Origin of the sequence: Pseudomonas sp. fls2-241-R2A-110 (assembly GCF_030209165.1) — a bacterium.
In the GTDB taxonomy this organism is placed as follows: Bacteria; Pseudomonadota; Gammaproteobacteria; order Pseudomonadales; family Pseudomonadaceae; genus Aquipseudomonas.
This window is the reverse complement of record NZ_JARVSN010000024.1, coordinates 158868-178366: the sequence shown is the minus strand read 5'-3', so window position 1 is coordinate 178366 and position 19499 is coordinate 158868. Positions and strand designations below refer to the sequence as shown.

Genomic DNA, 19499 nt, shown 5'->3' with positions numbered 1-19499 from the left:
GGTCGGAAAGCTGCATAAAACTGTGGGAGTGAGCCTGCTCGCGATGGCGGTGGGTCAGTCAACATAGTTGTCGTCTGACACTGCGCCATCGCGAGCAGGCTCACTCCCACAGGTTGTATTTCGTTGCAGACCTATTCCATCGTGGTCTTGACCATCGCCAGTTCCGGATGGCTCACCAGCTTGTCGATGTGCAGCTCAGGATCATCGAACCAGACCTCGGTCAGCACCCGGTAATGCTCCATGTCCCGGCAACGCATGCGCAGGCTGTAGTCGAACGCGCCGCTGATCAACCGACATTCCAGCACCTGCGGACAGGCGCGGACCTTGGCCTCGAAGGCCTTTTGCGCGGCCCGTCCACTCTGGTTCGACAACGCCACCAACACCAGCAACGACAGGCCTGGCGTCAGTTTCTTCTCATCGAGAATCGCACCGTAACCACGGATAACCCCGAGCTGTTCAAGTTTGCGCACCCGCTCCAGGCAGGGCCTGGGTGTCAGGTGCACGCGCTCGGAAAGCTTTTGATAAGTGATGCGCCCTTCGTGGCGCAGCACTTCGATGATTGCCTGATCGATACGATCAAGCACGATCGACAGATCGCGGATATCCGCCATGTACGTCTTGCCTCACTTCAAACGACCCGATAGGAATTGCTGTAAACGTTCACTCTTGGGCTGGTCGAGGATCGTTGCATCACCCTGCTCCTCGACCCGCCCCTGATGCAAGAACAACACTTGGCTGGACACTTGCCGGGCGAAACCCATTTCGTGGGTCACCATCAACATTGTCCTGCCCTCTTCGGCCAGCGCCTGAATCACTTTCAGCACCTCGCCCACCAGTTCCGGGTCGAGTGCCGAGGTCGGCTCATCGAACAACAGAATCTCCGGTTCCACGGCCAGGGCCCGGGCAATCGCGACGCGTTGTTGCTGGCCACCGGACAGAAACGCCGGGTATTGATCTGCCACCCGTTGCGGCAAACCGACCTTGTCCAGATAAGCCCGGGCGCTGTCTTCGGCGGCCTTTCGGCTAACCCCCAACACGCGACACGGCGCCAGCACAATGTTCTCCAGCACCGTCAGGTGGCTCCACAAGTTGAAATGCTGGAACACCATCGCCAGCCGTGTGCGCAAACGTTGCAACTGCTTCGGGTTGGCAACGCGCATGCCACCGACGCCCTGACGCGTGAGGACTCGCTCACCATCCAGGGCAATGGCGCCCTCGTCCGCGCGCTCCAGAAAGTTGATGCAGCGCAGCATGGTGCTTTTACCCGAACCGCTGGCGCCGATCATGCTCACCACATCCCCGGCCCGTGCGTTCAACGAGACGCCCTTGAGCACTTCATTGTCACCAAAGCGTTTATACAGATTTTCAACCGTGAGTTTGTACATGCAAAAAACTCCTGCAGCCGCGCCGGCCGCGACGCTGCTTTGGATAAAAGAATTTAGTGAGCCGGGCCGAGGAAACTCAGCCAGCGCTTCTCCGCCAACCGGAAGGCGCCAACCAGGCCAAACGACAGGGCGAGGTACAGCAAGCCGGCAATGCCGAAGGCCTGGAAGGTCATGAACGTCGCGGCATTGGCATCCCGGGCGATTTTGAGAATGTCCGGAATGGTCGCGGTGAAGGCCACCGACGTGGCGTGCAGCATCAGGATCACTTCGTTGCTGTAATACGGCAGCGCGCGGCGTAACGCCGAAGGCAGGATCAGCCGCAGGTACAGGCGCCAACCGCTCAAGCCATACGCGTGGGCGGCCTCGATTTCGCCGTAGGGAATGCTGCGAATCGCCCCGGCGAAGATCTCGACGGTGTAAGCGCAGGTGTTGAGGGTGAACGCCAGCAACGTGCAGTTCATCGCGTCGCGAAAGAACGCTTCGAGCAAGGGTTGCGAACGAACCACGGCGATGCCGTAAATCCCGCTGTAGCAAATCAGCAACTGGATATACAGCGGCGTACCGCGAAATACGTAGGTGAACAGCTGAACCGGCCAGCGCAGCAGCCCCCAGCGCGACACCCGCAGGATCGCCAACGGCAGCGACAGGAAAAACCCCATCACAATGCTTGCCACCAGCAACCACAGGGTCATGGCCAGGCCGGTCAGCGTGTCGCCGTCGGTGAACAGGAAGGGTTTCCAGTATTCGGCAATCAACTCGATCATCGCGCCATCCCCCGCACGCCCTGGTTGTAGCGCCGCTCCAGCACCCGCAGGACGTAGTTCGACGCGCTGGTGATCAGCAAGTACAGCACTGCGGCCAGCAACAGAAAGTCGAGCATGTTGAAGGTGCTTTTACCGGCCTCCTGCGCGACCTTGACCAAATCAGACAAGCCAATGATCGAGACCAGCGCGGTAGCCTTGAGCAGCACCAGCCAGTTGTTGCCCAGGCTCGGCAAGGCAAAGCGCATCATTTGCGGGAACACCACGAAGCGAAAGCGCTGCCAGCGATTCAGGCCAAAACACGCGGCGGCCTCCTGCTGACCGCGCGGCACACTCAAAATCGCCCCGCGAAAGGTTTCAGTGAAGTACGCGCCATAGATGAAACCGAGGGTGACGATGCCGGCCACGAACGGGTCGATTTCCATGTAGGCCCAGCCCATGGCTTCGGTCAGGCTGCTCAGCCAGCCTTGCAGGCTGTAGAAAATCAGCAGCATCAGCACCAGGTCCGGCACACCGCGAATCAGCGTCGTGTAAAAAGTCGCCGGCAGGTTGAACAGCTTCAGCGGCGACAATTTCGCCGCCGCGCCGAGCAGCCCCAGCGCCATGCTGACCACCAGTGAAAGCGCCGCCAGTTTGAGCGTGACCCAAGTGCCGTGCAGCAACAATGGGCCATAGCCTTGCAGGGCCGAGAGGTCGACCCCGATCAGATTCAGGAAGGAATTCACGCCAGTCACCCGTCTTGAGGCGCCCGACGGTCGCTGCGACACAGCGACCGGGGCGCGAGGATCAGTTGTTGTAGAGGTCCAGATCGCCGAAGTGTTTCTGCTGGATCTGTGCGTAGATGCCCTTCTCATGCAGGGCCTTGATGGCGGCATTGAGCATGCCTTTGAGTTCGTCGTTGTCCTTGCGCACGCCGATGGCGATTTCCGACGGTACCAACGGGTCGCTGATGCCTTCGCTGTTCTGGAAGTCCGCGCCTTGCGGCGAAGTCAGGAAGCTCATCTGCGCTTGCAGTTTGTCCTGGATCGAGGCATCGAGACGGCCATAAACCAGGTCGGCGTACACCTGATCCTGATTCTGATAGGCCTTGAGCTTCACCCCGCCCGGCCCCAGTTTGGCCTTGGCGTAGGTTTCCTGAATCGTGCCCTGCATGTAGCCGATGGTCTTGCCGCGCAGCGACTCGGCGGTGGGCAATAAACCAGAGTCCTTGCGGGTGACGATGGCGGTTGGTCCGGCATAGAGGCGATCAGTGAAGTCGATCTGTTTTTTGCGGGTTTCGGTGACGGTCATCGAGGACTCGATGGCGTCGAACTTGCCAGCCTTGAGGCCGGGAATCAGTCCATCAAAGTCATTGCTGACCCACACGCAAGTCAGCTTCAGCTCGGCACAGATGGCATTGCCCAAGTCCACGCCAAACCCTTGCACGCCGCCATCGGCGGTAGTTGACTCAAAGGGTGGGTAGCTCGGGTTAACGCCGAATCTCAGCTCTTTCCATTCCTTGGCGCCGGCACCCGTGGAGCAGCACAGCAACGCGAGTACCGACAAGCTCAGCCATTTAGTCTTCATCTTCTTGAATCCCGATTTATTTGGAATTATCGCGGCCGGATTGACCAGGCCACCTTTATGGGCAGGAACAGAGAGTCGATGCGGCCAACACCGCAACAGCGTTCTTTTTGTTTTGTACGCAGGGCCGCACTCTGCGGCACCCGGCTTGAAACCCTCGGCACAGAGGGCTTGAAACCGGAGGTCAGAATGCCAACAGATGAGCAGGGGCTGGTGTCGTACGGGCCGGCGCAGACACCCGGATTGCGCTGATAAGGGCTTTTTCACAGCCGATTCGGTCGTCAGCGCGGCTCGCGGCCCTTCTCAGCAAGAAATTATGCGTCTTCATGACAAAAGTGCAGACGAGACCTGCACATATCCGGGTTGTACAGGGCAAATTTGCACTGTTACGATCCGGCATCGCTCGCGCGCGAGCTTGTCTATAAAGAACAATAAAAGCAGGGAGTTACTGATGACTGCTCAGGTTTCATCGAAGGGTATTTCGCCCGTGGATGCCACGCAAAACGAAGTGCTGGCCGAGGTTCGCAACCACATCGGTCACCTGACCCTCAACCGCCCCGCCGGCCTCAACGCCCTCACCCTGGACATGGTCCGTCACCTGCACCGTCAGCTCGATGCCTGGGCTCAGGATCCGCAGGTGCATGCGGTGGTTTTGCGCGGTGCCGGCGAAAAAGCCTTCTGTGCCGGCGGCGATATCCGCTCGCTGTATGACAGCTTCAAGAGCGGCGACACCCTGCACGAAGATTTCTTCGTCGAGGAATACGCCCTCGACCTCGCCATTCACCACTACTGCAAACCGGTGCTGGCCCTGATGGACGGTTTTGTCCTCGGCGGCGGCATGGGTCTGGTGCAAGGCGCCGACTTACGTGTGGTCACCGAGAAAAGCCGTCTGGCGATGCCTGAAGTCGGCATCGGTTATTTCCCGGATGTCGGCGGCAGTTACTTCCTGCCGCGCATCCCCGGTGAACTCGGAATCTACCTGGGCGTCAGCGGCGTGCAGATCCGTGCGGCGGATGCGCTGTATTGCGGACTGGCCGACTGGTTCCTGGAAAGCGAAAAGCTGGCCACGCTCGATGAGCAGCTTGATCAGCTCCAATGGCACGGGACACCGCTCAAGGACTTGCAAGGCCTGCTGGCCAGTCTCGCGGTGCAACAACTGCCCGATGCGCCGTTGATCGCGCTACGCCCGGCCATCGACCATTTCTTCGCCCTGCCCGATGTGCCGAGTATTGTTGAGCAACTGCGTGAAGTCACGGTCGCCGACAGCCATGAGTGGGCCGAGACCACCGCCGACCTGCTGCAAAGCCGTTCGCCGCTGGCGATGGCCGTGACGTTGGAAATGCTGCGTCGTGGTCGGCACTTGAGTATCGAAGAGTGCTTCGCCCTCGAGTTGCACCTGGACCGCCAGTGGTTCGAGCGCGGCGACCTGATCGAAGGCGTGCGCGCCTTGCTGATCGACAAAGACAAGACCCCGCGCTGGAACCCGCCGACCTTGCAGGCGCTGGACGCCGCGCACGTTGCGAGTTTCTTCACAGGCTTTGACCAGACTGGGAGCTGAGCCATGCACGATATCGAATTGAGCGAAGAACAAGTCATGATCCGCGACATGGCCCGGGATTTTGCCCGCGGCGAAATCGCGCCCCACGCGCAGGCCTGGGAAAAGGCCGGCTGGATCGATGACGGTCTGGTGGCGAAGATGGGTGAACTGGGCCTGCTGGGCATGGTGGTGCCGGAAGAATGGGGCGGCACCTATGTCGACTACGTCGCCTACGCCCTGGCGGTGGAAGAAATCTCTGCGGGTGACGGCGCCACGGGTGCGTTGATGAGCATCCACAACTCCGTGGGCTGCGGGCCGGTGCTCAACTATGGCACCGACGAACAGAAACAAACGTGGCTACCGGACCTGGCCAGCGGTCAGGCCATCGGCTGCTTCTGCCTGACCGAGCCGCAAGCCGGCTCCGAAGCCCACAATCTGCGCACCCGCGCCGAACTGCGCGACGGCCAGTGGGTGATCAACGGCGCCAAACAGTTTGTCAGCAACGGTAAACGAGCGAAGCTGGCGATTGTCTTTGCCGTGACCGATCCGGACCTGGGCAAACGCGGTATCTCCGCGTTCCTGGTGCCAACCGACACCGCCGGCTTCATTGTCGATCGCACCGAACACAAGATGGGCATTCGCGCCTCCGACACCTGCGCGGTGACGCTGAGCAACTGCACGATTCCCGAAGCGAATCTGCTGGGTGAGCGTGGCAAAGGTCTGGCCATTGCCCTGTCCAACCTCGAAGGCGGCCGTATCGGCATCGCGGCGCAGGCATTGGGCATTGCCCGTGCGGCGTTCGAAGCGGCGCTGGCCTATTCCCGTGATCGCGTGCAGTTCGACAAACCGATCATCGAGCACCAGAGCATCGCCAATATGCTGGCCGACATGCACACCCGACTCAACGCGGCGCGGTTGTTGATTCTGCACGCGGCGCGGTTGCGCAGCGCTGGCAAGCCGTGTCTGTCGGAGGCGTCACAGGCCAAGCTGTTTGCATCGGAGATGGCCGAGAAGGTCTGTTCTTCGGCGATGCAGATTCATGGTGGGTATGGGTATCTGGAGGATTACCCGGTGGAGCGTTACTACCGAGATGCGCGGATCACGCAGATTTACGAGGGGTCGAGCGAGATACAGCGGATGGTGATTGCCCGCGAACTCAAGAACTACCAGGTTTGACCCCCTAAAAGCATCGCGAGCAAGCTCGCTCCCACAGGGTTTCTCTGGCGCTCACAAATGTTGCGTCCACCAGAGATCAAATGTGGGAGCGAGCTTGCTCGCGATGACGTCAGCTCAGACGCTAAATCACTTCCCCTGGAACTCAGCTTCACGCTTGGCAATAAACGCCGCCATCCCTTCCTTCTGATCCTGCGTGGCAAACGCTGCATGGAACACCCGGCGCTCAAAGCGCACGCCTTCGGACAGGCTCACTTCAAAGGCGCGATTGACGCTTTCCTTGACCATCATCGCAATCGGCAATGACTTCTTGGCGATCAACGCCGCGACTTTCAGCGCTTCTTCCAGCAACTCGTCCGCTGGAACGATCCGCGCGACAATCCCGCAACGCTCCGCTTCCACCGCGTCGATCAAGCGCCCGCTCAGGCACATTTCCATGGCCTTGGCCTTACCCACGGCGCGGGTCAGGCGCTGGGTGCCGCCCATGCCCGGGAGCACGCCGAGGTTGATTTCCGGTTGACCGAATTTCGCATTGTCACCGGCCAGGATGAAGTCGCACATCAGCGCCAGCTCACAACCACCGCCCAAGGCAAAACCGTTGACTGCCGCGATGATCGGCTTGCGACGGTTGGCCACGCGATCGCTGTCGCTGAACAGGTCGTCGAGGTAGATCTGCGGGTAAGTCAGCTCGGCCATTTCCTTGATGTCGGCACCGGCGGCGAAGGCTTTTTTCGAGCCGGTCAGCACGATGCAACCGATGTTCGAATCGGCTTCCAGGCCATCAAGGGCGTGGTTCAGTTCGCTGACGATCTGCGCGTTCAACGCGTTCAGCGCTTGCGGACGGTTGAGGGTAATCAGGCCGACACGGCCATGGGTTTCCAACAAAATCGTTTCGTAACTCACAGAGCTCTTGTTCATAAATCAGTCCTTCTCAAAGATTGCGCGAAATGACCATGCGTTGAATATCGCTGGTGCCTTCATAGATCTGGCAAACCCGAACGTCGCGGTAGATGCGCTCCAGCGGGAAGTCGTTCAGGTAACCGTAACCGCCGAGGGTTTGCAACGCCGAGGAACAGACCTTCTCGGCCATTTCCGAGGCGAACAGCTTGGCCATGGACGCTTCGACCAGGGCCGGTTTGCCGCTGTCTCTCAATGCCGCCGCGTAATGCACCATCTGCCGTGCGACGGCAATCTGGGTGGCCATGTCGGCCAGGCGGAACGCTACGGCTTGGTGTTCGATGATCGGCTTGCCGAAGCTCTCGCGCTCACGTGCATAGTCACAGGCTGCCTCAAACGCGGCTCGGGCCATGCCCACCGATTGCGAAGCGATGCCGACACGACCACCTTCCAGGTTGGCCAGGGCGATCCGGTAACCTTCGCCCTCCTCACCCAGTCGATTGGCGACCGGCACCTTCACGTCTTCGAACAGAATCTGGCAGGTATCGGAGGCATGCTGGCCGAGCTTGTCTTCAACCCGCGCGACTTTGTAGCCCGGCGAATCGGTCGGCACGATCAACGCTGTGATGCCACGCTTGCCAGCACTCGGGTCAGTCACGGCGAACACGATCACCACCCCGGCGTTCTGCCCCGAGGTGATGAACTGCTTGCAACCGTTGAGCACGTAGTGATCGCCTTCCAGCCGCGCGCGGGTTTTCAGGCCGCTTGCGTCGGAACCGGCCTGGGGTTCGGTCAGGGCAAACGCCCCGAGCATCGCGCCGCTGGCCAGCGGCTTGAGGAAACGTTCTTTCTGCTCATCGTTGCCGTACTTGAGGATCGGCACGCAACCGACCGAGTTGTGCACGCTCATGATGGTCGAGCACGCGCCATCGCCGGCAGCGATTTCTTCCAGGGCCATGGCGTAGGCCAGGTAACCGGTGTCGCAACCGCCCCACTCTTCCGGCACCAGCATGCCGAAAAAGCCCAGCTCGGCCATCTCGCCGATGGCTTCCTTGGGGAAGCGGTGTTCGCGGTCCCACTCGGCGGCGAACGGTTTGAGCCGTTCCTGGGCGAATTGCCGGGCCGCGTCGCTGATCTGAAGTTGTTCGTCATTGGGAATCATGGTGAATCCTTAAAATCCGGGGTACGACACAGAACTCTGTGGGAGCCAGCCTGCTGGCGATGGCGTCGTATCAGCCAATCGCCAGCAGGCTGGCTCCCACAGGGGTGAAGTTGGCCTTAGTACAGGCATTCCACGGCCATGGCCGTGGCTTCACCGCCGCCGATGCAAATCGCCGCGACGCCGCGTTTCAGGCCTTTCTGGCGCAGGGCCGAAAGCAGGGTCACGAGGATCCGCGCGCCAGACGCGCCAATCGGGTGGCCCAAGGCGCACGCGCCGCCGTGAACGTTGATCTTCTCGTGGGGGATTTCCAGATGGGTCATCGCCGCCATGCCAACCACGGCGAAGGCTTCGTTGACTTCCACCAGGTCGACGTCATTCAGCGACCAACCGGTTTTCTTCATCAGTTTCTTGATCGCACCGACCGGGGCCACCGGGAACAGGCCCGGGGTGTCGGCGAACGCCGCGTGACCGTGAATCACCGCCAGCGGTTTCAGGCCTTGTTTTTCTGCGTCGGAACGGCGCATCAGCACCAGCGCCGCCGCACCGTCGGAGATCGAACTGGAGTTGGCCGCCGTCACCGTTCCGCCCTCGCGGAACGCCGGTTTCAGCGAAGCAATCTTGTCCAGTTTGGCCTTCGGTGGCTGTTCGTCGTTGCTGATCAGCACTTGCTCTTTGCCGACCGTCACGGTCAGCGGCACGATTTCGTCCTTGAAGCTGCCGTCCTTGATCGCCTGCTGCGCGCGGGTGGTCGAGGCAATGGCAAACGCGTCCTGAGCCTCACGGGTAAACCCGTTGGTTTCAGCGCAATCCTCGGCGAAAGTGCCCATCAGGCGGCCCTTGTCGTAGGCGTCTTCGAGACCGTCGAGGAACATGTGATCGAGCACGCGGCCATGGCCCATGCGGTAACCGCTGCGAGCGCGATCCAGCAGATACGGCGCGTTGGACATGCTTTCCATGCCGCCCGCGACGACCACGTCGGCGCTGCCGGCCATCAGCATGTCGTGGGCCAGCATCGCTGCTTCCATGCCCGAGCCGCACATCTTGTTCAGGGTGGTGCAGCGGGTCGATTTATCCAGCCCGGCGCCTAACGCGGCTTGACGCGCCGGGGCTTGACCGAGGCCGGCAGACAGCACGCAACCAAACAGCACCTCTTCAACGGATTGCGGCGCGATACCGGCCCGTTCAACGGCGGCACGGATCGCGGCAGCACCCAGTTGCGGTGCGGTCAGGCTTTTCAGTTCGCCCTGGAAACCACCCATGGGGGTGCGGACGGCGCTGACGATAACGATTGGATCGTTGGCAATAGTCATGACAAATCCTCCTTATTTGGCGGCCATGCGCAAGGCACCGTCGAGACGGATCACCTCGCCATTGAGCATGCTGTTTTCAATGATATGCCTGACCAGCGCGGCATACTCGCCCGGTTTGCCCAGACGCGGCGGAAATGGCACGCCGGCGGCCAGGGATGCGCGGACTTCCGGGGTCATGCCGGCCATCATCGGGGTTTCGAAAATCCCCGGGGCGATGGTCATTACACGAATGCCGAAGCGCGCCAGTTCACGGGCGGCGGGCAAGGTCAGGCTGACGATTGCGCCTTTGGACGCGGCGTAGGCCGCTTGGCCGATCTGGCCATCGTAGGCGGCGGCCGAAGCGGTGTTGATGATCACGCCGCGCTCGCCGTCGGCATCCGGTTCGGTTTCGGCGATGGCCGCCGAGGCCAGACGCAACATGTTGAAGCTGCCGATCAGGTTGACGTTGATCACCTGGCTGAAACTGGCCAGCGCATGCGGGCCGTTCTTGCCGAGGATCTTCTCGCCGCGCACGATGCCGGCGCAGTTGACCAGGCCATTGAGGCCACCAAAGGCCTTGACCGTCGCCTGCACCGCCGCTTGCGCCGCGGCTTCGTTACTGATGTCGGCCACTACGCTTTGGGCACCAAGGCGCTCGGCCTGGGCCGCAACGGCTTCGGCGTTCATGTCCACCAGCATCACTTTGGCGCCGGCCGCGACCAGCATTTCAGCGGTCGCTGCACCGAGACCCGATGCGCCGCCGGTAACGAGAAAAACCTTGTTTTCGATCTGCATCATAGTTTCCTTCGATTCAAGCAGAAGCTTTTTGAGCCGCGGCCTCTTGAGCCTTGGCGATTTCCTGGTTGCGCAAGATAAAGCGCTGCAATTTGCCGCTTGGGGTTTTCGGCAATTCGCTGACAAATTCGATTTCACGCGGGTATGAATGCGCGGCCAGACGTTTGCGCACGTGCTGGCGCAGTTCTTCCGCCAGCTCCGGCGTCGGGCGGTAATGCTCGCCAATCACCACGAAAGCTTTCACCAGTTCGGTGCGCTCCGGGTCGGGTTTGCCGACGACAGCGGCTTCGGTCACTGCAGGGTGTTCGATCAACGCGCTTTCCACGTCGAACGGGCCGACGCGGTAGCCGGAGGTGGTGATCACGTCGTCGCTACGGCCGACGAAACTGATGCTGCCATCCGGGTTCCATTCGACGGTGTCGCCGCTCAGGTAATAGTTGCCAACGAAGGCCTTGGTCGGCGCGCCTTCGTAACCGTTGAACCAGCACATCGGCGATTGGCTGCGGTCGATGGCCAGGATGCCGGGCTGGCCGACGCCCAGTTCCTTGTATTCATCGTCGAGCACCGCGATGCGGTGGCCCGGCGAGGCGAAACCGGCGGCGCCCATATGGATCGCGTGTTCCAGGCCATGGTGATTGCACAGGACCATGCCCAGTTCGGTCTGGCCGTAATGGTCGTGAATGACCACGCCGAGGTTGTCGGCAAACCAGCGGATCACTTCCGGGTTCAGCGGCTCGCCGGCGCTGCTGACGATGCGCAGCTTGCCTTTGATCGACTTGGCAAATTCGTCGCCACCAGCGATTAGCAGGCGATAGGCAGTCGGTGAACCGGTGAGGTTGGTGATCGCGTATTTGTTGATGACCCGGCAGGTGCTTTCGAGGGTGAACGGGCCATCGTAAAAGGTGATCGGATGCCCTATCGACATCGGCCCGGTGACACCGAAATATATGCCATAGGCCCACCCCGGATCGGCCAGGTTCCAGAATGCGTCTTCCGGGCGCAAATCCACGGCGTCGCAGGTGTAGCCCTTGAAGGCGACGATGGCCTTGAGCGGCACGTACAGGGCTTTCGACGGGCCGGTGGTGCCCGAGGTGAACATCAGCAGGAACGGGTCTTCGCCGGTCAACAGCACCGGCTCACATTGGGAAGAATAATTGGCCAGTTCGGCCCAGAAGCTGTAGTCGCCACGGACGATGCCTTGGCCTTTGGGTCCGCCGACGGTGACGATGGTCGGGCAGTCGGCGACATCCGCGAGTTTCGGCCGATTGACTGCGTCGGTCACCACCACTTTGGCGCCGGAGTTGCTCAAGCGGTGCTCGATGGCTTTCGGGCCGAATGCGGTGAACAGTGGCTGATAGACCGCGCCGATGCGCCAGGTGGCAAACACGGTGATCAATAATTCGATATTGCGTGGCAGGAGGCCGGCGACCTTGTCGCCTTTCTGCACACCTTGGGCCAGGAGGAAGTTGGCAAACCGCGCCGCTTTTTCCTGCAAGTCGCTAAAGGTATACGTCGCGCTGGAGCCGTCACGGCCTTCCCAGAACAGCGCAATGCGCCCCGGCAATGCATGCCGGTCGCAACACTCGACACAGGCATTGAGGGCCTGCAGATTGCCGGCCAGAGAAGTATCGACGGTGTGCTGGTAGTTGAACTGTGAAGTCGCAGACAAGTAATCGCGCATTGCCAGAATCCCGCTGTTTTTTTATTGGGTTGGGGGAACCGTAAGTAACAGGGAAATACTCGCTCTGCGCGGGGAAAGGGACAATGGTCAAAGCTATCAAGTTGTCTGACTGGTTTGGCCAAGGTTTGAATGGTGTGGCGCCTTTGCGGGCCTCATCGCGAGCAAGCTCACTCCCACAGGGGGAACTCATTCCAAATGTGGGAGCGAGCTTGCTCGCGATAGCATCAGCGCAGTCACCACATGCTTGGGATCAATCAGCTTCGTTGAGGATCAAACTCCGGTAATGCCCCGGATTGGACCCCGACCACTTGCGAAACGCCTTATAAAACGAGCTGGCATCAGCGAACCCCAAGCGCGCAGCGATTTCGGCGAAGCTGATCTGCGGCTCGGCCAGCCAGACGATGGCCAACTCCTTGCGCACGCTGTCCTTGAGCCCTTGATACGTCTGCCCTTCTTCCGCCAGCCGCCGGCGCAGGGTGGAAGCCGACATGCACAGTTGTTGCGCCAGCGGTTCGGTCTCTGGCCATTGTTCGGCGGGTAGTTGCCGCAAATCGTGTTTGATCCGGCTGGCCAGGCTCTGCGGATCGCGGTACTTGACCAGAATATTGGCCGGCGCATGGGCCAGGAAACGCTTCAGTTCCTCAGCGCTGCGCTTGATCGGCAGGTCCAGGCACTCGGCCGAAAAAATCATCCGCGTGCGCGGTCGGTCAAAGCGCAGGTTCTCGGAGAACATCACCTGATAGTCATCGCAGAAATCCGGCTCCGCGCAGCGCAGTTCGATGGCCAGAATCGGTATCCGCCGCCCCGCCAGCCAACAGGCGACGCCGTGCACGATCATCCAGTAGGTGAAGTAGGTAAAAGCGCGGCGCGGGTCCTGGTCGTCTTCGAGCAGGACGATCTCGGCCAGGCTTTGCTGACGCACCAGTTGCGCGGGCATGTTCTCGAGCATCAACGACAGGAAATTCAGGCCCGTGGTCAGCCCGGCGGCCAGGCTCGGCTGGATCATCGAACTACGGCACAGAAACGCCAGGCTGCCGGACTTGAGTTTGCGCGGGTCCATGCCAAAGAACTCATCGTCCCCACGCCGGGCCAGCAGGCGCCACAACCGTGCATACGCCGTAGCCGGGATGCGGGCGTCGTTGGAGTGCAGCAGCGCCGGATCGATGCCGACTTTGTTCAACACCTCATCGGTGGCAGAGCCCGGGGCACAGCTTTGCAGCAGTGCTTCGCGCACCAGTTGAATGGAGATGGTGTCTTTTTCCGACATTGAGCGAAGTGTGCCTTGTTCTTGTTGAGTGCCGGCATCTTAGCGCAGCCTTCAGCCCAATGCAGATCCCACAGGCTCCAGTGTGATGTTTAAGGTTGTTCAGCTTAGGTTCAGGTAAATAGCAATCAGTTCTATTTGGTAATGAGTGTCATTATGTTACAAATTAGCACCCTATCTAGCTTCGTAACGGTGCTGAATGCTTGTCCCCTTTCTGATCATGCTGCGCGAAGGCATTGAAGCCGCGTTGATCGTTGGCATCATCGCCAGCTACCTGCAACAGACCGGCCGTGGCCAGTGGATGCCCGCCGTGTGGATTGGCGTGTTCCTCGCCGTTGCACTGGCGCTGCTGGTGGGCGGCGGGCTGGAACTGGTCAGTGCCGAATTTCCGCAGAAACAGCAGGAGCTGTTTGAAGGCGTGGTCGGCCTGATCGCCGTTGGCATCCTCAGTTCGATGGTGTTCTGGATGCGCAAAGTGGCGCGTTCGATCAAGCATTCGCTGCACGTGTCCCTCGATCAGGCACTGACCGGCTCCAGGCACCAAGTCACGGCGCTGATCGCCATGGTGTTTTTCGCCGTGGCCCGCGAAGGCCTGGAAACCGTGTTCTTTCTGCTGGCGGTGTTCCAGCAAAGCGAAGGCCCGGCGGCACCGATTGGCGCCCTGCTCGGCCTCATCCTGGCGATCATCGTCGGCTTCCTGATCTACACCGGCAGCATGCGCCTGAACCTCAGTGCGTTCTTCCGCTGGACCGGGCTGTTCATCCTCGTCGTGGCCGCCGGGATCCTCGCCAACTCGGTGCAAGCGCTGCATGAAGCCGGGATCTGGAATCACCTGCAAACGGTGCTGTTCGACTTCAGCGCAACGCTGCCGATGGATGGCCCACTGGGCTCGGTGCTGGCGGGGATGTTCGGTTATCAGGACGCGCCGACCGTCAGCACGCTCGGGGCTTATCTGATCTATCTGCTGGTGGCGCTGGTGATGTTTTTTCTCCCCGCGCCGACGCCCGCTAAACACCCCTCTTCCGCTTCCAGTCAGTAAGGGCTCCCATGCCAAATCCAGCCCCTTCCCAGGCTTCCCCTCCCCGCGCCTTGCGCTGGGCGGTGGCCGGTTCGGTGATCGTGATGATTGCCGCCGGCGGCCTGTTCTACTACGCCTCGCAACGGGCGGCGGCCAAGCGCCAGGCCCACCATGACGAAGTGGTCGTGACCATTCACCCGCACAGCTGCGAGCCGAATGCACTGACGGTGCCGGCCGGTCGAGCCAGTTTCCGCATCGTCAATCGCTCGGACCGTGCGGTGGAATGGGAAATCCTCGACGGCGTGCTGGTGCTCGAAGAACGGGAAAACATTGCGCCGGGCTTGAGCCAGGTGATCAACGCCAACCTGTTGCCCGGCGATTACGCGATCACCTGCGGCCTGCTCAGCAATCCGCGCGGCACCTTGCACGTCACCCCGACGGCCGCGTCAGAGGCTGCCGCCCAGGCCAAACCGTCGATGGTCGCGTTCATCGGGCCCTTGTCGGAATTTCGCGTGTACCTGAGCAGCCAAAGCACGGCGCTGATCAAAGCCGTCAACGCACTTGAACACGCCATTGCTGCCGGCGACCTGAGCCAGGCACAGGCACTGTATGCACCGGCCCGCGCCGCTTATCAACGAATTGCCCCGGCCGCCCAGCGTCTGGCCGAACTGGACAACGCGATCAACGCCCGCGCCGATTACTTCGAAAAACGCGAGCAGGACCCCGCCTTCGCGGGCTTCCACCGCATCGAGTACGCGCTGTTCCAGCAACGCACGCTCGTTGATCTGGCGCCGGTGGCCCAGCGGCTGAGCCGCGATGTCACCACGCTCAAGCAGCAATTGCTCGCCCAGTCGCTGCCACCGGAGCAACTGGTGAGCATTGTCGTGCGCAATCTCAACAGCCTCGCCGAAGTGCGCGCCAGCAGCGGTGAAGAAGAACGCTACAGCCACACCGACCTGAATGGTTTCGCGGCCAACCTCGATGCGACGCGCAAAGTCGTCGACCTGTTGCGCCCGCTGCTGAGCAAGTCCGCCGTCCAATTGCTGCAGAAAGTCGACAGCGCGATCACCGCCCTCGACGCCGACCTCAACGGTTTCAAGCTCAAGGACGGCTACGCGAGCTACGACACGGTCAGCGCCGAGCAGCGCAAACAAATCGCCGACAAGGCCAGGACACTGGCCGACGCACTCGATGGCATCGATCCCGCCCTTGGCCTTTCCGGCCTGTCCGCAGAAGACTCAAACCGATGAACGACTCAGAACACTTCAATCTCCAGCGCCGCCGCGTACTGATGGGCATGGGCGCTGCCGGCGTCGCCCTGGCCGGCGCTGCGCTCAGTTGCCCGGCGATGGCCGCAAGCCCTGCGCAAGTTACCGAAGCGCCGAGCAGCGACAACACCGAAGACCGCCACGCCTTCCACGGCCAGCATCAGACCGGCATCGTCACCCCGCGTCCGGCGTCCGGCATGCTGGTGTCGTTTGATGTGCTGGCCAGCGACCGCCAGGACCTGGAGCGGCTGTTCCGTACACTCAACGAGCGCATCGCGTTCCTGATGAAGGGTGGCCCGGTGGCTCAGGTCGACCCGAAACTGCCGCCCGTGGATTCGGGGATTCTGGGCCCGGTGGTGACACCCGATAACCTGACCATCACCGTGTCGGTCGGCGAGTCGCTGTTCGATGAGCGCTTCGGTCTGGCCGACGTCAAGCCCAAGCGGCTGATCCGCATGGTCGGTTTCCCCAACGATGCGCTGGAAGCCGATTGCTGCCACGGCGACCTGAGTTTGCAGTTCTGCGCCAACACCACCGACACCAATATCCACGCCCTGCGCGACATCGTGAAAAACCTGCCGGACCTGCTGCTGGTGCGCTGGAAACAGGAAGGCAGCGTGCCGCCACAGGCCCCGGCGAAACCCGGAATGCCGGCGCAGAGCGCACGCAACTTCCTGGGTTTTCGCGATGGCTCGGCCAACCCCAATTCCAACGATGCCAAGGCCATGGATCGCATTGTCTGGGTCCAGCCCGGCAGCGACGAACCGGCGTGGGCGGCGAATGGCAGTTATCAGGCCGTGCGGATCATCCGCAACTTCGTCGAGCGCTGGGACCGCACGCCGTTGCAGGAACAGCAAAGCATTCTCGGTCGGGTCAAGAGTTCCGGTGCGCCCATGGGCGGTGCTCATGAAACCGAGGTCCCGGACTATGCCAAGGATCCGGAAGGCAAGCTGACCAGGCTCGATGCGCACATCCGTTTGGCCAACCCGCGCACCGCCGCGAGCCAAGCCAACCTGATCCTGCGCCGGCCGTTCAACTACTCCAACGGGGTGAACAAGAACGGTCAGCTCGACATGGGCCTGCTGTTCATCTGCTACCAGGCCGATCTGCAAAAAGGCTTCATCACCGTGCAAACCCGACTCAACGGCGAGCCACTTGAGGAATACCTCAAACCCGTCGGCGGAGGGTACTTCTTCACCCTGCCGGGTGTGACGGGCGATCAGGACTTCATCGGTCGCTCGCTGCTTGACGCCGCTTCTGCAAAAACAACCGCATAAATACCCCCACACGGAACCGTCATATGAAAAAGTCGCCACTCGCGTTATTGCTGACCCTAGGCTTGCTCAACACTCCGCTTTCGGCTTTCGCAGCGACGGCGCCGATGGATCTGGTGGGACCGGTTTCGGACTACAAGATCTACGTCACCGAGCAACTGGACGAACTGGCCAGCCACACCCGGCAGTTCACCGAGGCGGTGAAAAAAGGCGACCTGGCCACCGCGCAAAAGCTCTACGCCCCAACCCGGGTTTACTACGAGTCCATCGAGCCGATTGCCGAGCTGTTCAGTGACCTCGATGCGTCCATCGACTCCCGTGTCGACGACCACGAAAAAGGTGTGAAGGCGCAAGACTTCACCGGTTTTCACCGCATCGAATATTCGTTGTTTTCCGAGAAGAGCACCCAGGGCCTGGGCGAGCTCGCCGATGGCCTGGACAAGGACGTGAAAGACCTGCAAACCCGCGTGGCCGGCCTGACCTTCCCGCCTGAGAAAGTCGTCGGCGGCGCGGCGGCGCTGCTGGAAGAAGTGGCGGCGACCAAGATCTCCGGCGAAGAAGATCGCTACAGCCACACCGACCTGTATGACTTCCAGGGCAACATCGACGGTGCGAAGAAAATCGTCGACCTGTTCCGTCCGCAGATCGAGAAACAGGACGCCGCGTTTATCGCCAAAGTCGACAAGAACTTCGCCAGCGTGAACCGGGTTCTGGCCAAGTACAAAACCAAGGACGGTGGTTTTGAGACCTACGACAAAGTCAAAGACAACGACCGCAAGGCGTTGGTCGGGCCGGTGAATACGCTGGCTGAGGATTTGTCGACGTTGCGCGGGAAATTGGGTTTGAACTGATTTTTGCAGTGATTTAGCGGGCCCCATCGCGAGCAGGCTCGCTCCCACACTGGATCTGGTTTCAATCCAAATCCCCTGTGGGAGCGAGCCTGCTCGCGATGACATTTTTGCAGGCTACACAGATGCGCGGTAACGCTTACAACATCCGATACAACAACCGTTCAATCCGCACCCGACTGACACGCTTCAAAAACTTGGCCACCGCCGGCGGGTATTCCAGCAAAGTGTCCAGATCCTGATAACGCCCGATGCGGGCGGTGTTCTGGAAAATCTCCCCCAGCTCCTTGCTGCGCGACTCCAGCAGTTCACCTTTCGGATCATCGATCAGCAGCGCGTTTTCCAGGTCGAGGCGGAAGGCGCGCGGGTTGAGGTTGTTGCCGGTCAACAAGGTGTAGCGCTTGTCGATCCACATGCCTTTGAGGTGGTAGGTGTTGTCGCCGTCCTTCCACAAATGCAGGTTGAGCTTGCCGCTGTCGATGCTTTCCTGGTGCCGTTTGGCAAAGCGTCGCAGGCTGATCTCGTAAAGGTACGGCAGCGCCGCGATCACCTTGAACGGCTCGCTCGGCGGGATGTAGAAGTCGTTGGCGGTCTTGTCGCCGACAATGATGTCGATCTTCACGCCGCGCCCCAGGGCCCGGTTGATCTCCCGGGTCACCGCCAGCGGCAGGTTGAAGTAAGGCGTGCAGATGGTCAGCTGATGCTGGGCGCTGGCGATCAACTCGCAAATCACCCGGCTCAACGGATTGTTCTTGCCCACACCGAGCAACGGGCTGACCGACAACCCGGTTTTCTCCGTGGTGCCTGCCGTGGTGTCGTACGTGGCGTGCTTGAGGCGGCTGCGTAAATCGCCGATGTCGTTGCGCAGGCTGCGGGTGGTCGGCAGGTTCGGCAGATCGAGACGATGCACGGCTTTGGAAGCAATCAAACCGTGCTGGATCAGGTGCTGCATCGAGTCGGCCAGCGCGTGATTCTGCAGCAGGTGATAGCGGTCGTAGCGGTACTTGTCGAATTTGTGCAGGTAAACGTTGTTCAGGCTCGCGCCGCTGTAGATGACACAGTCGTCGATCACAAAGCCCTTCAAATGCAACACGCCGAACAGCTCGCGGGTCTGCACCGGCACGCCGTACACCGGCACCTCACTTTCGTGGGTACGGGTCGCTTCCTGATACCAGGCCGAGTTGCCTGGCTGCTTGCCGGCACCGATCAACCCGCGCTGGGCGCGCAGCCAGTCCACCACCACCACGATATCCAGTTGCGGACGCGCCAGTTTGGCGGCGTGCAGGGCATCAAGGATTTCCTGACCGGCTTCGTCCTGTTGCAAGTACAGCGCGACGATGTAGATGCGCTGAGTGGCACTGGCGATTTTTTCCAGCAGGCAACGTCGAAACTCGGCGGCGCCGGAAAGGATGGTGACGGCATCGGCGGTCAGCGGAAAACTGCGCAGTTTAGGCAGCAGAGAGCGTTTGAAAAGCGACGGCATAGGGCTCGCAAAGGGTCAATTCCGAATAGCCAGAGAGCTTACACCATGGATCCGCTGGGGTCTTGTTACTGCACCGATCGACCGATCATTCCCACGCTCTG

At 60.9% G+C, this 19499-nt stretch carries 18 protein-coding genes; 6 read left to right on the top strand and 12 right to left on the bottom strand.

The window, feature by feature from the left end; all coding sequences use genetic code 11:
- Positions 1–131 precede the first annotated feature (131 nt).
- From QRN31_RS20520 to QRN31_RS20500, 5 genes are all read right to left on the bottom strand, one after another.
- Positions 132–611: an Lrp/AsnC family transcriptional regulator gene (locus QRN31_RS20520; RefSeq protein ID WP_008026500.1), complete on the bottom strand. Its 480-nt coding sequence runs from the start codon at positions 609–611 to the stop codon at positions 132–134.
- A 12-nt stretch (positions 612–623) separates the two neighbouring features.
- Positions 624–1385, bottom strand: a complete 762-nt coding sequence (locus tag QRN31_RS20515) for an ABC transporter ATP-binding protein (RefSeq protein ID WP_285434120.1) — start codon at positions 1383–1385, stop codon at positions 624–626.
- Positions 1386–1438: 53 nt separating this feature from the next.
- On the bottom strand, positions 1439–2149 hold the full coding sequence (locus QRN31_RS20510; RefSeq protein WP_285434118.1) for an ABC transporter permease: 711 nt from the start codon (positions 2147–2149) through the stop codon (positions 1439–1441).
- Positions 2146–2871 (bottom strand): ABC transporter permease, encoded by a 726-nt coding sequence (locus tag QRN31_RS20505; protein WP_285434116.1) that lies wholly within the window; start codon positions 2869–2871, stop codon positions 2146–2148. Before QRN31_RS20505 ends, QRN31_RS20510 begins: the two co-directional genes overlap by 4 nt.
- A 61-nt stretch (positions 2872–2932) precedes the next feature.
- Positions 2933–3712, bottom strand: coding sequence for a transporter substrate-binding domain-containing protein (locus QRN31_RS20500; protein ID WP_285434115.1), 780 nt, complete (start codon positions 3710–3712; stop codon positions 2933–2935).
- Positions 3713–4160: 448 nt separating this feature from the next.
- Between QRN31_RS20500 and QRN31_RS20495 the strand changes: the two genes are divergently transcribed.
- Both QRN31_RS20495 and QRN31_RS20490 read left to right on the top strand, forming a co-directional pair.
- Complete coding sequence (locus QRN31_RS20495) at positions 4161–5267, top strand: enoyl-CoA hydratase/isomerase family protein (RefSeq protein WP_285434114.1); 1107 nt, start codon at positions 4161–4163, stop codon at positions 5265–5267.
- Positions 5268–5270: 3 nt separating this feature from the next.
- A complete protein-coding gene (locus QRN31_RS20490) occupies positions 5271–6422 on the top strand; it encodes an acyl-CoA dehydrogenase family protein (RefSeq protein ID WP_285434112.1) in 1152 nt (383 codons plus the stop codon).
- Between the two features lie 126 nt (positions 6423–6548).
- Here QRN31_RS20490 and QRN31_RS20485 read toward each other — a convergent pair whose 3' ends face one another.
- The 6 genes from QRN31_RS20485 to QRN31_RS20460 form a co-directional block, all read right to left on the bottom strand.
- Positions 6549–7322: an enoyl-CoA hydratase gene (locus QRN31_RS20485; RefSeq protein WP_285434195.1), complete on the bottom strand. Its 774-nt coding sequence runs from the start codon at positions 7320–7322 to the stop codon at positions 6549–6551.
- 28 nt (positions 7323–7350) lie between these two features.
- Positions 7351–8478: an acyl-CoA dehydrogenase gene (locus QRN31_RS20480; protein ID WP_285434110.1), complete on the bottom strand. Its 1128-nt coding sequence runs from the start codon at positions 8476–8478 to the stop codon at positions 7351–7353.
- Between the two features lie 116 nt (positions 8479–8594).
- On the bottom strand, positions 8595–9788 hold the full coding sequence (locus tag QRN31_RS20475; RefSeq protein ID WP_285434109.1) for an acetyl-CoA C-acyltransferase: 1194 nt from the start codon (positions 9786–9788) through the stop codon (positions 8595–8597).
- A gap of 12 nt (positions 9789–9800) precedes the next feature.
- Positions 9801–10562 (bottom strand): SDR family NAD(P)-dependent oxidoreductase, encoded by a 762-nt coding sequence (locus tag QRN31_RS20470; RefSeq protein ID WP_285434107.1) that lies wholly within the window; start codon positions 10560–10562, stop codon positions 9801–9803.
- A 16-nt stretch (positions 10563–10578) separates the two neighbouring features.
- A complete protein-coding gene (locus tag QRN31_RS20465; RefSeq protein ID WP_285434106.1) occupies positions 10579–12243 on the bottom strand; it encodes an AMP-binding protein in 1665 nt (554 codons plus the stop codon).
- A 250-nt stretch (positions 12244–12493) separates the two neighbouring features.
- On the bottom strand, positions 12494–13510 hold the full coding sequence (locus QRN31_RS20460; RefSeq protein WP_285434104.1) for an AraC family transcriptional regulator: 1017 nt from the start codon (positions 13508–13510) through the stop codon (positions 12494–12496).
- A 196-nt stretch (positions 13511–13706) separates the two neighbouring features.
- On the opposite strand from QRN31_RS20460, the gene efeU reads away from it, so the two are divergent.
- Genes efeU through efeO (QRN31_RS20440) form a run of 4 tightly spaced genes read left to right on the top strand, consistent with a single transcriptional unit; the run spans position 13707 to position 17918 of the window.
- Positions 13707–14546: an iron uptake transporter permease EfeU gene (gene efeU, locus QRN31_RS20455; protein ID WP_285434102.1), complete on the top strand. Its 840-nt coding sequence runs from the start codon at positions 13707–13709 to the stop codon at positions 14544–14546.
- Positions 14547–14554: 8 nt separating this feature from the next.
- A complete protein-coding gene (efeO, locus tag QRN31_RS20450; protein ID WP_285434101.1) occupies positions 14555–15775 on the top strand; it encodes an iron uptake system protein EfeO in 1221 nt (406 codons plus the stop codon).
- Positions 15772–17070 (top strand): iron uptake transporter deferrochelatase/peroxidase subunit, encoded by a 1299-nt coding sequence (gene efeB, locus QRN31_RS20445; RefSeq protein WP_285434100.1) that lies wholly within the window; start codon positions 15772–15774, stop codon positions 17068–17070. The genes efeO (QRN31_RS20450) and efeB overlap by 4 nt, the downstream gene beginning before the upstream one ends.
- Positions 17071–17093: 23 nt before the next feature.
- Positions 17094–17918 (top strand): iron uptake system protein EfeO, encoded by an 825-nt coding sequence (efeO, locus tag QRN31_RS20440; RefSeq protein WP_285434099.1) that lies wholly within the window; start codon positions 17094–17096, stop codon positions 17916–17918.
- 136 nt (positions 17919–18054) lie between these two features.
- On the opposite strand, the gene pssA is transcribed toward efeO (QRN31_RS20440), so the two are convergent.
- The gene (gene pssA, locus QRN31_RS20435) at positions 18055–19398 is read right to left on the bottom strand and encodes a CDP-diacylglycerol--serine O-phosphatidyltransferase (RefSeq protein WP_285434098.1); all 1344 of its coding nucleotides are present in this window, start codon (positions 19396–19398) and stop codon (positions 18055–18057) included.
- Positions 19399–19499 lie beyond the last annotated feature (101 nt).